The 13,041-nt window shown below is 35.3% G+C and carries 16 protein-coding genes; 9 read left to right on the top strand and 7 right to left on the bottom strand.

All coding sequences use genetic code 11. The features are described from left to right. Positions 1–61: 61 nt before the first annotated feature. Complete coding sequence (locus ACB104_RS07525) at positions 62–1,102, top strand: aldo/keto reductase (RefSeq protein ID WP_370477671.1); 1,041 nt, start codon at positions 62–64, stop codon at positions 1,100–1,102. A 12-nt stretch (positions 1,103–1,114) separates the two neighbouring features. Here the strand turns inward: ACB104_RS07525 and ACB104_RS07530 are convergent, their stop codons facing one another. The 3 genes from ACB104_RS07530 to ACB104_RS07540 form a co-directional block, all read right to left on the bottom strand. Further along, positions 1,115–2,155 carry an arabinan endo-1,5-alpha-L-arabinosidase gene (locus tag ACB104_RS07530; protein ID WP_370477672.1) on the bottom strand — a complete coding sequence of 347 codons (1,041 nt, stop codon included), beginning with the start codon at positions 2,153–2,155 and terminating at the stop codon, positions 1,115–1,117. Between the two features lie 153 nt (positions 2,156–2,308). After that, positions 2,309–3,853, bottom strand: a complete 1,545-nt coding sequence (locus ACB104_RS07535) for an Rne/Rng family ribonuclease (RefSeq protein ID WP_370477673.1) — start codon at positions 3,851–3,853, stop codon at positions 2,309–2,311. Between the two features lie 327 nt (positions 3,854–4,180). Continuing rightward, positions 4,181–4,471 carry an HU family DNA-binding protein gene (locus tag ACB104_RS07540; RefSeq protein WP_019386001.1) on the bottom strand — a complete coding sequence of 97 codons (291 nt, stop codon included), beginning with the start codon at positions 4,469–4,471 and terminating at the stop codon, positions 4,181–4,183. A gap of 139 nt (positions 4,472–4,610) precedes the next feature. On the opposite strand from ACB104_RS07540, the gene mutY reads away from it, so the two are divergent. From mutY to gldD, 4 genes are all read left to right on the top strand, one after another. Next, positions 4,611–5,651 carry an A/G-specific adenine glycosylase gene (gene mutY, locus ACB104_RS07545; protein ID WP_370477674.1) on the top strand — a complete coding sequence of 347 codons (1,041 nt, stop codon included), beginning with the start codon at positions 4,611–4,613 and terminating at the stop codon, positions 5,649–5,651. 88 nt (positions 5,652–5,739) lie between these two features. Then, a complete protein-coding gene (locus ACB104_RS07550; RefSeq protein ID WP_370477675.1) occupies positions 5,740–6,192 on the top strand; it encodes a single-stranded DNA-binding protein in 453 nt (150 codons plus the stop codon). Positions 6,193–6,245: 53 nt separating this feature from the next. Next, positions 6,246–7,574, top strand: coding sequence for a gliding motility-associated protein GldE (locus tag ACB104_RS07555; protein WP_370477676.1), 1,329 nt, complete (start codon positions 6,246–6,248; stop codon positions 7,572–7,574). Continuing rightward, positions 7,574–8,155, top strand: coding sequence for a gliding motility lipoprotein GldD (gene gldD, locus ACB104_RS07560; protein ID WP_370477677.1), 582 nt, complete (start codon positions 7,574–7,576; stop codon positions 8,153–8,155). Before ACB104_RS07555 ends, gldD begins: the two co-directional genes overlap by 1 nt. Before the next feature lie 50 nt (positions 8,156–8,205). Here the strand turns inward: gldD and ACB104_RS07565 are convergent, their stop codons facing one another. After that, positions 8,206–8,706 carry a heavy-metal-associated domain-containing protein gene (locus ACB104_RS07565; protein ID WP_370477678.1) on the bottom strand — a complete coding sequence of 167 codons (501 nt, stop codon included), beginning with the start codon at positions 8,704–8,706 and terminating at the stop codon, positions 8,206–8,208. 128 nt (positions 8,707–8,834) lie between these two features. On the opposite strand from ACB104_RS07565, the gene ACB104_RS07570 reads away from it, so the two are divergent. The 3 genes from ACB104_RS07570 (at position 8,835) to rpmA (ending at position 10,169) form a co-directional block, all read left to right on the top strand. Then, positions 8,835–9,281 (top strand): DUF4199 domain-containing protein, encoded by a 447-nt coding sequence (locus tag ACB104_RS07570; protein WP_370477679.1) that lies wholly within the window; start codon positions 8,835–8,837, stop codon positions 9,279–9,281. Between the two features lie 104 nt (positions 9,282–9,385). Further along, positions 9,386–9,883 carry a 50S ribosomal protein L21 gene (rplU, locus tag ACB104_RS07575; protein ID WP_370477680.1) on the top strand — a complete coding sequence of 166 codons (498 nt, stop codon included), beginning with the start codon at positions 9,386–9,388 and terminating at the stop codon, positions 9,881–9,883. A gap of 25 nt (positions 9,884–9,908) precedes the next feature. Further along, entirely contained in the window at positions 9,909–10,169 is a 261-nt protein-coding gene (gene rpmA / locus ACB104_RS07580) for a 50S ribosomal protein L27 (protein ID WP_370477681.1), read from the top strand. 54 nt (positions 10,170–10,223) lie between these two features. Here the strand turns inward: rpmA and ACB104_RS07585 are convergent, their stop codons facing one another. Next, positions 10,224–10,697 carry a DUF1569 domain-containing protein gene (locus tag ACB104_RS07585; RefSeq protein WP_370477682.1) on the bottom strand — a complete coding sequence of 158 codons (474 nt, stop codon included), beginning with the start codon at positions 10,695–10,697 and terminating at the stop codon, positions 10,224–10,226. 95 nt (positions 10,698–10,792) lie between these two features. Here ACB104_RS07585 and ACB104_RS07590 point away from each other — a divergent pair, with 95 nt between their 5' ends. Next, complete coding sequence (locus ACB104_RS07590) at positions 10,793–11,065, top strand: hypothetical protein (protein WP_370477683.1); 273 nt, start codon at positions 10,793–10,795, stop codon at positions 11,063–11,065. A gap of 5 nt (positions 11,066–11,070) precedes the next feature. On the opposite strand, the gene ACB104_RS07595 is transcribed toward ACB104_RS07590, so the two are convergent. Next, a complete protein-coding gene (locus tag ACB104_RS07595) occupies positions 11,071–11,544 on the bottom strand; it encodes a very short patch repair endonuclease (RefSeq protein ID WP_370477684.1) in 474 nt (157 codons plus the stop codon). Between the two features lie 100 nt (positions 11,545–11,644). Continuing rightward, complete coding sequence (gene ahcY, locus ACB104_RS07600; RefSeq protein WP_370477685.1) at positions 11,645–12,961, bottom strand: adenosylhomocysteinase; 1,317 nt, start codon at positions 12,959–12,961, stop codon at positions 11,645–11,647. Positions 12,962–13,041: the final 80 nt, after the last annotated feature.

The raw sequence follows: 13,041 nt of genomic DNA on the forward strand, positions 1-13,041 counted from the left end.
TCAACTGAAAGGTTTTTTTATCTTTAAACTTTCTAAATCCTAATAGGTCTAACAATCTAGAATGAAATACACAAAACTTCCAAAAACCGATATTAAAGTAAGTAAAATATGTTTGGGCACTATGACCTGGGGCAGGCAGAATACAGAAAGTGAAGGTCATGAACAATTAGATTATGCTTTAGAACATGGGGTCAACTTTATTGATACTGCCGAAATGTACCCAGTGCCAGCAAATCCAGAAACCCAAGGGCGAACTAGTGAGATTATTGGTACTTGGTTTAAAAAAAGGAAAAATAGGGATAAAGTTGTGTTGGCGAGCAAAATCATTGGGCGACCTGGCAGTTATACGGCACATATTAGGTCTACTGGTCTTCAGGGGAATTCCATAGAAGAGGCGGTTAATGCTGAACTGAAGCGCTTACAAACGGATTATTTAGACCTCTATCAAATACACTGGCCAGAGCGCGATACCAATACATTTGGACAGCGCGATTACAAGCATAATGCAAATGATGAGTGGGAGGATAATTTTAATGAGGTTCTCCATAAATTCGATGCTCAAATTAAGGTGGGAAAAATCAGGCATATCGGGGTTTCCAATGAAAAGGCATGGGGTGCTATGCGGTTTTTGGAGGAATCAAAAAATCATAATTTACCAAGAATGAAAACCATTCAGAATGCCTATTCATTAATCAATAGAATTTTTGAAGGCGATATGGCCGAAGTTTCCATCAGGGAAGAATTAGGCTTATTGGCGTATTCGCCCATGGCCTTCGGTGTGCTTTCAGGAAAATACGTAAAAGGAATAGCGGCTGACAATTCAAGGTTAAATTTATTTCCAAGATTTTCCAGATATAGTAGCGAGCAATGTACCGAAGCAACAAAGCGTTATTTAAAAATTGCAGAAAAACATAACATGACTTTGGCACAAATGAGTTTAGCTTTTGTAAATCGGCAGCCATTTTTAACCAGTAATATTATTGGCGCGACCACTTTGGAGCAGCTTAAGGAAAATATTGATTCCATAAATGTCACTTTAAGTGATGCCGCTTTGGATCAAATTGAAAAGGTGCATGCCCAAATTCCTAATCCTGCAACTTAATTTTTAGCTTTATTATTTAGAAATCCGTTCATCAAGGTCAATAACAGGCCAACCATTTTCATCCCATTTTAATTCTACAACAATGAGTTTTGAATCGCCATTATCTGTAATGGAATAACCATGGGCAAATAGAAAATCCTTTCCGTCAATATTGTAAACAGAATTATGACCCAAGGCAGCCCATTTTTTTCCATCTCCAATGGCAACTACCGTTCCGCCACCACCTAACATGGGGAAACCTACTTTATCAAGGTAAGGGCCTGTAATTGATTTTGACCTTCCAACAGCAATTTTGTAGTCACTTTTTGTTCCTCGGCAACACATGTCGAAGGATACAAAAAGGTAATAATAGCCATCATGTTTATATAAAAAGGCAGCTTCAACTTGGCTGTCAGTCAACAAATACTCATAGGGTTGCTGGTTGCTTGGACGTCTGGCCAATGTGTGCCATTCTTGGGGCCATTTAAGGGAGCTCATGTCATCAGTTAAGCGCACAAGTTTTATACCGTCCCAAAACGAACCAAATGCCAACCAAGGTTTTCCTTCATCATCAATAATGGCATTCGCATCTATAGCTTGCCATGTATCTCGCCCCATAATAGATTGTACTATTTTTCCATGGTCTGTCCACTTAAAATTAGGGCTTTCAGGATTTAATGTGGGTGTAGAGGCATGTCCAATTGCTGCATGTGGCTTACCAGGCTTGGCGTTACAAGAATAGAAAAGATGATACTCGCCTTTATAGAAAATGATGTCTGGTGCCCAAATATGGTTACCAAAACCAGGAAGTGCCTCTTTTGTCCATTCTGGAGCCGATTCAAAAATTTGAGGTTCTTCTTTCCAAACCTTTAAGTCTTTGGATGACATAACAAAAATACCCATTCCTGTTCCAAAAACATAATAAGTATCTCCTTCTTTTGCCATTACAGGATCGTGAATAAATGGGTTGTCTTGGATAAATTCAGGTTGTCTGTATTCGTTTGTTTGAACTTCTTGCGCAACGCCGAGAAAGCATAGTAGAGGAATGACAATTAGTGCTATTGAATTTTTCATTTTTAGTTAAGTATTCTAAGTTTGAAATAGGAATGAAAAGAAATATACAATTTTTTAAAACAAAATTTTAAATTAATTGAAGTGATAGAGGAATCTGTGATAGGTTTAGAGCATAAAAAAACCCGCAAACTTAAAAAGTGGCGGGTTTTTTGATTATTTAACTTGATTACCATCTTTATCAAAAAAGTGATATTCTAAGTATGTGTAAGCATCTCTTGGTAAAACTTTAACCCATTTTTTGTGTTCTAAAAACCATTTAGAACGCACAGATGGAAAACCTTTTGTTAAAAAGGCTGCTATAAAAGGATGTGTGTTTAAAGTCAGCTTTTTATAGTCTTTTTTGCATAGTTTTTCAAGGTCGTGGTTTATTTTTTGAACCACCCCAATTGGTGCTTCAATTTCAGAGCCATTAACACCGTTGGGGTCTTCCTCGCGGGTTTTAATGTTCATCTCTGGGCGAACACGTTGCCTTGTTATTTGTATCAAACCAAATTTACTTGGTGGCAATATTTTGTGCTTTGCTCTGTCATCCTTCATTTCCTCACGAAGATGGTTAAAGAGCTTCTGCCTGTTTTCTGCATTGGTCATATCAATAAAATCCACCACAATTATTCCGCCCATATCGCGCAAACGCAATTGGCGAGCCATTTCTGTAGCGGCTATTAAATTAACCTCTAATGCTGTATCTTCTTGATTGTTGGCTTTGTTGGATCGGTTGCCGCTATTTACATCTATAACATGCAGCGCTTCGGTATGTTCAATTACCAAATAGGCGCCTTTTGCCATAGAAACGGTTTTTCCAAACGAAGTTTTTATTTGTCTTTCAATTCCGAATTTCTCAAAAATTGGAACATTGGACTGATACAATTTAACTATTGATTCTTTTTTTGGTGCAATTTCTTGCAAGTAATCTTTAATTTGAATGTAAAGCTCCTCATCATCTACCGTTATTCCGGTAAAGGTATCATTGAATATGTCTCGTAAAATTGACGAGGCTTTATTCATTTCTCCCAATACCTTGGTTGGATGATGCGCTTTGTGTAGCTTTTTACACATTGCCGTCCATCGACTAAGCAAATTTTGTAAATCTCTATCTAGTTCAGCTACTTTTCTGCCTTGTGCTACGGTACGCACTATCACACCAAAACCTGGTGGAGTAATGCTCTTAACCAAACGTTTTAATCGGTCTTTCTCTTCGCGGTCTTCTATTTTTTGTGAAATAGAGATGCGATTGGAAAAAGGAACCAAAACAATATACCGGCCAGCAATGGAAAGCTCACTGCTTATCCTTGGGCCCTTGGTTGATATTGGTTCTTTAACGATTTGTACCAATAGCGACTGATTAGATTTTAAGACATCGGCAATTTTGCCATCTTTCTCAATATCTTTTTCAAATGGGAAGTTTTTTAAAGAAAAATCTTTTAGTTTACCTGTGCTTACACGTTTTGTGAACTTTAAAAGTGAAGGTAGTTTTGGCCCTAAATCATGATAATGCAAAAATGCATCTTTTTCGTAGCCCACATTTACAAATGCGGCATTTAGTCCAGGAACAGCTTTTCTTATTTTGGCTATAAACACATCACCAACAGAGAAGTTGTTACTATCTTCATCTTTTTGTAATTCAATAAGTTTTCCATCTTTTAATAAGGCAAAATCAACATTGTCGGAACTAGATCGAATGATCAATTCTTTATCCATTTTGTTAATTTTTATCCCGCCTTGCGGGATGGATTATACATTATTTTTTATCACAGGATTTTAATCCGTGGAGTTCAAAAGCACCCAAAAGGTGTAAAAAAATTAATGAACTCATTTCAAAGAACTTGTTGTTGTTTAAATCAAAAAAAGTAGCTAACCTAACTACTTTTTTGAATTATTTTTTCTTTTTGTGACGGTTAGCGCGTCTACGTTTTTTACGTTTATGCGTCGCTACCTTATGTCTTTTGCGTTTTTTACCACTTGGCATAAATAGTGTCTTTAAATTAATAATTCGTTTTGTACTGAAACAAGTTCAGCATTGGTTTTTTATTTAACGTCTACATTTGTTTTAACGCCTTCTACAAAAACTTTTGCAGGCTTAAATGCAGGAATGTTGTGAGCTGGTATTTTAATTGTTGTGTTTTTGGAGATGTTTCTGCCAGTTTTTTCAGCTCTTGTTTTGATGATGAAGCTTCCAAAACCTCTTAAGTAAACATTATCACCACTTTCTAAAGAAGTCTTTACTTCTTCCATGAATGTTTCAACAGTTGCTTGAACATCACCTTTTTCAATTCCTAACTTCTCAGAAATTTTTGCTACTAAATCAGCCTTCGTCATTTTAAAAATATATTTTTTGGTTACTATTAATTCTAAAAGGGATGCAAATATAGGAATTAAATATTCAATATTTCAAACCTAATTAATTAAAATTTAAGATTATAAAGGTTTATTTTTGTTTTCAGTATTTACTCAATTTATGAAATTTTCAAAAACCTTAACTAATTGGTATTCAAATAATAAGAGAAATTTACCGTGGCGAAAAACTAACGAGCCTTATCATATTTGGCTTTCTGAAATTATTTTACAGCAAACGCAAGTGGCTCAGGGCTTACCTTATTACGAATCGTTTTTGGCAAAATACCCAACCGTTTTTGAATTGGCCAAAGCCGATGAAGAGGACATATTAAAATTATGGCAAGGATTAGGCTATTATTCAAGGGCAAGAAATTTACATGTCACTGCAAAATATATTGCAAATGAGTTACACGGGCAGTTTCCAATTAACTATAAAGACTTGTTGAAATTAAAGGGAATTGGCGATTATACCGCCAGTGCCATTGCTTCTATTTGCTTTAATGAAGCTGCGGCAGTAGTTGATGGAAATGTTTACAGAGTTTTGTCGCGTTATTTTGGTATTGAAACCCCCATTAATTCTTCCAAAGGGGCAAAAGAGTTCAAAGCTTTGGCCCAAGAGCTAATAGATAAAAATAATCCAGCCGAATTTAACCAGTCTATCATGGAGTTTGGCGCTACTCAATGCAAACCCAAAAATCCAGATTGCTCCGTTTGTCCTATGAACGACGGTTGCATGGCTTTCAATTATAAAATGATTAATTATTTACCAGTAAAAATCAAATCAGCAAAGGCAAAAAAAAAGCATTTTAATTTTTTGGTTTTTATTTCAGAAGATGGGAAGACGATTTTGCAAAAAAGAAAAGGTAAGGGCATTTGGCAAAATCTGTATCAGTTCCCCTTGGTGGAGACCAACAAGGCTGTTGATGTTGAATCTTTCAAAACAATAGTTGAAAACCACGAATTGATAAATGGTAATAATTTTGAATTCACACCATATAATAATGAGGCTATAGTGCACAAATTATCGCATCAACATTTACATACTAAGTTTTGGATTGTTAATGTTGAAAAACTTGCTGTAAAAGGTATTTCAATTGAAGAAATAAACAATTATGCGGTGCCTATTTTAATCGGAAATTTTATTGATTCATTTAATTTTTGATGCAGAATTAATGCCAATCATATTTTTTTATTAATTTTAAAAAAATGAGGGACAAATGGTTATTTTTGCCCTCCTGAAAAACAAGATTATGTCTGGAACATTAAATAAAGTTATGCTTATTGGCCATTTAGGTGATGAAGTGAAAATGCATTATTTTGAGGGTGGTGGCTGTGTAGGTCGTTTTCCTTTGGCAACCAATGAAACCTATACAAATAAGCAGACCAATGAGCGCATTACCAATACTGAATGGCATAATATTGTGGTACGAAACAAAGGGGCAGAGATTTGTGAAAAGTATTTAAGTAAAGGTGATAAAGTTTATATTGAAGGCCGTTTGAAAACACGAAAATGGCAAGATGATAGTGGAAATGATAGATATTCAACCGAAATTCAATGTACGGATTTTACCTTTCTCACTACCAAAAAAGAAAGCGAAAGCAATGCTGGCGCTTCAAATATGCAGGCTTCACAAATCCCTGTTGAAAACCATCAAAGAAGTAGCGAGCCTGTAGAAGATGAAAATGATGATCTACCATTTTAAAAATGTACTCGAAGTTACGTCGAGAATTTTAAGTTTAACTAAAGCACTAGTAGTTGGATCCTGACCCCGCGAGTTTTATAACCTTAATAGCAACAACCGATTTTTCGGTTATTATTAGTTTTGCATTATTGTTTTTGCTTTTAATATGCTCTGCACTTATTTCTGGTGCAGAGGTAGCTCTGTTCTCACTCAATATAGAGCAAATAAAGGAAGGGTTACAACAAAATTCCAAACGTATTGAAATTATAGCAAGGCTGCTTGAGCGGCCAAAAAAGTTGTTGGCTACTATTTTAGTGTCCAACAATTTTATAAATATTGCCATTGTAATTTTGTTTGCTTTTATTGGAGAAATTATATTCAAAGACATTGTGTTAACCTTCAATTTATACCTTGTTGAAATAAGCTTGAAGTTTCTTCTTGAAGTTGTTCTCGTTACATTTTTAATCTTGCTTTTTGGGGAGATTTTGCCTAAAATTTATGCCAGTCGTAACAATTTAAAATTTGCCATATTTATGGCTTATCCTTTACGGGTGTTAGATGTGGTTCTATCGCCCATTAGTTTGCCAATGCGCGGGGCCACTTTGGCCATCCATAATAAATTGGGTAAGCAAAAATCGGGTATAAGCGTAGATCAACTATCCCAAGCATTGGAGTTGACAAGTGAGGAAGACACCACAAAAGAAGAACATAAAATTTTGCAAGGTATCGTGTCCTTCGGAAACACAGATACCAAACAGGTTATGCGCCCTCGAATAGACATCTTTGCTTTGAGTATTGATCAAAAATACTTGGAAATCATGCCGGAAATTGTCGAAAATGGTTATTCAAGGATTCCTATTTATAAAGACAATATTGATACCATTGTGGGTGTTCTATACGTAAAAGATTTGCTGCCTTATATAGATAGAAAACAGTTTGATTGGACAACTTTAATTCGTGAGCCTTTCTTTGTGCCGGAGAATAAAAAGTTGGATGATTTAATGGCCGAATTCCAAGAAAAGAAAGTGCATTTGGCCGTTGTGGTTGATGAATATGGTGGAACCTCAGGATTAATTTCTTTGGAAGATATTATAGAAGAAATTGTCGGCGATATTAGTGATGAGTTTGATGATGAAGATTTAACCTATTCAAAACTTGATGAAAATAATTATGTTTTTGAAGGTAAGACTGCATTAAAGGATTTTTATAAAATCATTAAGTTGGAAGACGATAGTGTCTTCGAAGCTGGCAAAGGCGAGGCGGAGACCGTAGCTGGTTTTGTTTTGGAAATTTCAGGAAGCTTTCCTAAACTAAATAGTAAGATAAATTTTGAAAACTACATTTTTACTATTGAGGCCATGGACAAAAAGCGTATTAAACTTGTAAAATTCACTATAAAGTAATGGTAAAAAACTTGTTATTGTTTGTGCTTGTTTTGGTTTGTTTTTCTTGTGGTGAAGATTATGTGCCCAAGCCCAAGGCGCAGTTAAGATTGGATTATCCTGAAGCCAAATACACAGACGCCAATTTAAATTTGCCATTTACTTTTGAGGCTAATGCTTTGGCGGAAAATATTAAAATGAAAAAAGTAGATGCTCTAACCGAAAGTTATGGTATAAACTTGGAGTATCCAAGCATGAAGGGCACCATCTTTCTAACGTATAAGGCTATTGAAAATAACGATAAGAACCTTTGGGATTTTTTAAGGGACGCCCAGAATTTTACCCAAAAGCACACGATAAAGGCCGATGAAATTCCAGTAACACCGTACGAGAATAAAAAACGAAAGGTTTATGGGGCATTTGCCGAGGTAAAAGGAGATGTGGCATCACCGGCACAATTTTATGTAACAGATAGCGTTAGCCACTTTTTAACGGGATCCTTGTATTTCTATGCTAAACCAAATTACGATTCCATTTTGCCAGCTTCAAATTATCTTCAAAAGGATATAAGGCACCTTATGGAAACCCTAAAGTGGAAATAAAAAAGGCTCTCAAAAGAGAACCTTTTTTCTATATGTTTTGACTACGATTTTTAAGCTGTTTCCTTTTTGCTGCAACAAGCTTTTTTACAATCTTTGGCGCAAGCGGTTTTCTCTTCATCTGTTTTGTTTGCACAGCATGGTTTTTTGCAATCAGCAGAACAATTCTTAGAATTAGTAAATGACTCAACCGTTTTCATATTGCTTACTTTGTACGCGTCAGAAACTTGGGCAACGGCCTCGGTTAATGATACCGGTGTAACTTTGGCCTCATCATATTCAACCATGGCTAGTTTTTTGTCAAAATCTACAGTGGCAGTTTTAACGCCTTCCATCCCAGATATTTTCTTTTGAATGGTGGCAGCGCAACCAATGGCGCAAGTCATTCCGTCAATAGTAAATTCGGCCTTGGCATATGTTGCATTGGGGTCAATTTCCTTAACGGCATCAGTAGCTACTTCAACGGTTTTTACCTCTGGTTTCACTTCGTTTTTACAACTAAAAACAAATGTTGAAAATGCAGCTAGAAACAAAAAATATTTTATTGTTTTCATTAAGAATGTCTTTTTAAAGATTATCATACAAAACTACTAAATAAGGTGGTTTATTGTGAAAAGTAAGAATGAAATTATTTTTTTTCAAGATTTTTTCCGAAATTTAAAAGAATTAATTTCAAAAAATTATGAAAAACATATCCCTTCCAATACGTTTTGGTTTAGTTACCAGTGCCATTTTAATAGCTTATTTTTTGGTTTTGGCCTTGGTTGGTAAACATACAAATCCGGCGTTTAGTTTTTTCAATGCTTTAATTACGGGTTTTGGAATTTATGAGGCGGTAAGGTTTAAAAAACTTGAAGACCTAACAGGTTTTTCATATGGTGAAGGGTTTAAGACAGGTTTAATAACTGGGGGTGTGGCAACCATAGTTTTTACTTTTTTCTTTCTTGCTTATGCCACAGAAGTTAATGGCGCTTTTTTAACAGAATTACTTCATACCATTAAAGGAGGTTTTGATGCAGATATAGGTATGATAACTTTTATAGTGGCTGTAATGGGTTTTGCCACAACCGTGGTGGCCACATTAACCGTTATGCAGCTCTTCAAAAAAACAGGAAATATTCACCAATAACATTTTAAAACGTTTGCAGATTAATTAATTAGCAGTATATTTGCACCCGCCTTAGGTAGACTAAGGAGGTTTATAACATTAATTATTAATAAAAACGTTACGCTATGTACGCAATTGTAGAGATAGCAGGGCATCAATTTAAAGTTGAAAAAGACCAAAAAGTTTTTGTTAACCGTTTACAAGAAGAAGAAGGCAAGAAAGTTTCTTTCGATAACGTTCTTTTAATTGGAGATGGCGACAATGTAACTGTAGGCGCCCCGGCTATAGACGGAGCTCAAGTAGGAGCAAAAGTCATAAAGCACCTAAAAGGTGATAAAGTTATAGTTTTCAAAAAGAAAAGACGTAAAGGTTACCGTGTAAAAAATGGTCACCGTCAAGCACTTTCTGAAATCGTAATCGAAAGCATTATAGCTTCAGGAGCTAAACCAGCAGCAAAGGCTGAGAAGAAAGTAGCTCCAGCTAAAGAAGAGCCTAAAGCAGAATCAGCTACTCAAGATTTAAACAGTTTAACTGTTGCTGAATTGAGAGATTTAGCTAAAGCTAAAGATATTACGGGATATTCTTCTATGAAGAAAGCCGAATTAATCGAAGCTCTAAGTTAGTATAACAATATAAAATCGAAATAAAATGGCACATAAAAAAGGAGTCGGAAGTTCGAAAAACGGTAGAGAATCAGAATCAAAACGTTTGGGCGTTAAGATTTTTGGTGGTCAAGCTGCTGTTGCTGGAAATATTATCGTAAGACAAAGAGGAAATACACACCACCCAGGTGAAAACGTGTATTCTTCAAAAGACCATACTTTACACGCACAGGTTGATGGTATTGTAAGGTTTACTAAGAAAAAAGATAACAAATCTTATGTTTCAATAGAACCATTTGAGGCTTAAGAAATACATTTCTAAAATTTAAAAAAACCCTTTCCAGAAATGGAAAGGGTTTTTTTATTTCTTCAAAATATCGTTTACAATTTTTAAGTGGTGTTTGGAGTGTATTTCTAAAAAGCGAAGGGTCTGCTTCTTAGAAAGTATGCCAAAAATATGATGGATGAAATAAGATTTTTTGGGAAGCGGACTTATTTTGTCAAGATGTTTTCTTGCCATTTCTAATTGAGCGTATAAATCTTCACTTGAAATGTCACTTGGAGGTTGAACAATTTTAGGGGCTTTGGCTTTCCCCCTCGGGATATAACCAAATGGAAATAAAATCAAGCGCCAAAAATTAAAATCTCGTTTATACTTTTCTGGCTTGGTTTTTAATAAAATGGTACAAACGCCATTTATTACTTTTAAAGAATGGTCAAGCTGCCAACCTATATTAACTTTTGAAACCTGGATATTGCTCATTTCCTTGTTCGGAACGTTATGCTCGATTTCATTTAATAGATTGTTTAAAATGGTTATTTGTTTGTTGCTCATGTTCAAAATTTGTTTAAAAGATATAAATTAAATGATTAACTTTAGAGAGTTGCATCTGCAATCGATATATTGTTTTACCTTAAAATTATATAGATATGCTACCCTTTAGATCAGAAATTAGAAATTCCCCAACACAACCTACCATCAAGATTTTTTTGAGTGATGAATCTTTAGACGAACGTATAAAAAAGCATTTGGAGCACTTTAATGATATCGAGTCTATTGAAATAAGGGAAAGTGTTGAGCAAAACCGATCTGATGAAAACATTACTGTTTTTTTAAAGGACGATGTAGATATCAATAAAATGAAACAATCTATTGACTCCAGCCTTTGGTGGTATTTTGAGGAAGATTTAGTTGATGAATAAATAGATTAATTGTTGTAACCAACAGAAATAAAAACCATAATGTCATTAAGGCATTTCTCTAAATCCTTTTTTATTTCGTGTTCCCAGAACCTAAAAACGGTATAACCCATTTCTTTTAGTTGCAGGTTTACTTCGGCGTCTCGTTGCATATTGCGTGCTATTTTAGGAACCCAAAATCGACGGTTACTTTTTATAGTTTTCTTTCGTTCGTCCCAATTATAGCCATGCCAAAATTCACCATCAATAAAAATGGCTAGTTTATATTTTTTAATAGATATATCTGGTTTTCCAGGCAGTTTTTTTGAATCTACTCTATAACGCACCCCTTTTTTCCAAAGAGCCTCTCTAAACTGCAATTCTGGTTTTGTGTTTTTACCCCTAATTTTGCTCATTATTTTTGAGCGCTTTTGGGAGGTATAAAAACCAGATTCCTCATTAAATCTTGGGACTTTTATTTTAGGCTCATCGTAAATCATCATTCTAAAAATACAAATATTCTTAAAGAATAAATAAAACAAAAACCCTCACATTTCTGCAAGGGCTTCTAAATATCTAAAAATGTAAGACTCTATAGTCTTACTAGTATCTATAATGTTCTGGTTTAAAAGGCCCTTCAACCTCAACACCTATATATTTTGCTTGGTCTGGTTTAAGCTCGGTAAGCTCAACACCAATTTTTTCCAAATGTAATTTGGCTACTTTTTCATCCAAATGTTTTGGTAGCATATACACTTTGTTTTCGTAGGCATCAGCATTATTCCATAGTTCAATTTGAGCCAAAGTTTGATTGGTAAACGAGTTACTCATCACAAAACTCGGGTGACCAGTAGCACAACCTAAGTTAACTAAACGACCTTCGGCCAAAATAATAATATCTTTTCCGTCAATGGTGTATTTGTCCACCTGTGGTTTAATTGTGTTTTTGGTATGGCCATAATTTTGGTTTAACCAAGCCATCTGTATTTCGTTGTCAAAATGCCCAATGTTACAAACAATGGTTTTGTCTTTCATTGACTTGAAATGCTCAGACCTAACAATATCCTTATTTCCCGTAGTGGTAATTACAATATCTGCATTGGCAATTACAGTTTCAAGTTTCTTAACTTCAAAACCATCCATAGCGGCTTGTAAAGCACAAATGGGGTCTATTTCGGTTACCGTTACAATACTTCCAGCACCTTTAAAAGAAGCGGCAGTACCTTTGCCAACGTCACCATAACCACAAACAACCACACGTTTTCCAGCTAGCATAACATCTGTTGCACGACGAATGGCATCTACAGCACTTTCACGACAACCATATTTATTATCAAATTTCGATTTTGTTACAGAATCATTCACGTTTATAGCTGGCATAGGTAAAGTGCCATTTTTTACCCTTTCATAAAGCCTGTGAACACCAGTAGTAGTTTCTTCAGATAAACCATTAATTCCTGCTGCTAATTCTGGATATTTATCCAAAACCATATTGGTTAAATCGCCGCCATCATCAAGAATCATGTTAAGTGGCTTCCGTTCTTCTCCAAAGAAAAGCGTTTGCTCAATACACCAATCAAATTCTTCCTCGGTCATATCTTTCCAAGCGTAAACTGAAGTCCCAACAGCGGCTATTGCAGCAGCAGCTTGGTCTTGGGTTGAGAAAATGTTGCATGAACTCCAAGTGACTTCTGCGCCTAAAGCTTGTAAGGTTTCAATTAAAACTGCCGTCTGAATGGTCATATGCAAACAACCTGCAATACGTGCGCCTTTTAAAGGTTGTTCTTCTTTGAACTCTTCCCGAAGGCTCATTAATCCTGGCATTTCAGCTTCGGCCAGCTCAATTTCTTTTCTGCCCCAAGCTGCAAGCGAAATATCTTTTACTTTGTGAGCTATGAAGGGAATTGTTTTTGTACTCATATCAATCTTTTTGTTTTAAACCTAAACGTTGTTTTAGCACATAAAAAAGGTTAAATTCGCCATTTGAAAGCGCCAATCAT

It is taken from the genome of Tamlana flava, from assembly GCF_041287255.1.
Classification (GTDB): Bacteria; Bacteroidota; Bacteroidia; order Flavobacteriales; family Flavobacteriaceae; genus Tamlana; species Tamlana flava.

What these genes read in the sequence shown, in the direction of transcription:
- mutY (WP_370477674.1), top strand. Translation starts at nt 4,611, where the DNA reads ATGAAATTTTCAAAAACCTTAACTAATTGGTATTCAAATAATAAGAGA.
- ACB104_RS07535 (WP_370477673.1), bottom strand. Translation starts at nt 3,853, where the DNA reads ATGGATAAAGAATTGATCATTCGATCTAGTTCCGACAATGTTGATTTT.
- ACB104_RS07550 (WP_370477675.1), top strand. Translation starts at nt 5,740, where the DNA reads ATGTCTGGAACATTAAATAAAGTTATGCTTATTGGCCATTTAGGTGAT.
- ACB104_RS07565 (WP_370477678.1), bottom strand. Translation starts at nt 8,706, where the DNA reads ATGAAAACAATAAAATATTTTTTGTTTCTAGCTGCATTTTCAACATTT.
- rpmA (WP_370477681.1), top strand. Translation starts at nt 9,909, where the DNA reads ATGGCACATAAAAAAGGAGTCGGAAGTTCGAAAAACGGTAGAGAATCA.
- ACB104_RS07595 (WP_370477684.1), bottom strand. Translation starts at nt 11,544, where the DNA reads ATGATGATTTACGATGAGCCTAAAATAAAAGTCCCAAGATTTAATGAG.
- ahcY (WP_370477685.1), bottom strand. Translation starts at nt 12,961, where the DNA reads ATGAGTACAAAAACAATTCCCTTCATAGCTCACAAAGTAAAAGATATT.
- ACB104_RS07590 (WP_370477683.1), top strand. Translation starts at nt 10,793, where the DNA reads ATGCTACCCTTTAGATCAGAAATTAGAAATTCCCCAACACAACCTACC.
- ACB104_RS07570 (WP_370477679.1), top strand. Translation starts at nt 8,835, where the DNA reads ATGAAAAACATATCCCTTCCAATACGTTTTGGTTTAGTTACCAGTGCC.
- rplU (WP_370477680.1), top strand. Translation starts at nt 9,386, where the DNA reads ATGTACGCAATTGTAGAGATAGCAGGGCATCAATTTAAAGTTGAAAAA.
- ACB104_RS07585 (WP_370477682.1), bottom strand. Translation starts at nt 10,697, where the DNA reads ATGAGCAACAAACAAATAACCATTTTAAACAATCTATTAAATGAAATC.
- ACB104_RS07540 (WP_019386001.1), bottom strand. Translation starts at nt 4,471, where the DNA reads ATGACGAAGGCTGATTTAGTAGCAAAAATTTCTGAGAAGTTAGGAATT.
- gldD (WP_370477677.1), top strand. Translation starts at nt 7,574, where the DNA reads ATGGTAAAAAACTTGTTATTGTTTGTGCTTGTTTTGGTTTGTTTTTCT.
- ACB104_RS07525 (WP_370477671.1), top strand. Translation starts at nt 62, where the DNA reads ATGAAATACACAAAACTTCCAAAAACCGATATTAAAGTAAGTAAAATA.
- ACB104_RS07530 (WP_370477672.1), bottom strand. Translation starts at nt 2,155, where the DNA reads ATGAAAAATTCAATAGCACTAATTGTCATTCCTCTACTATGCTTTCTC.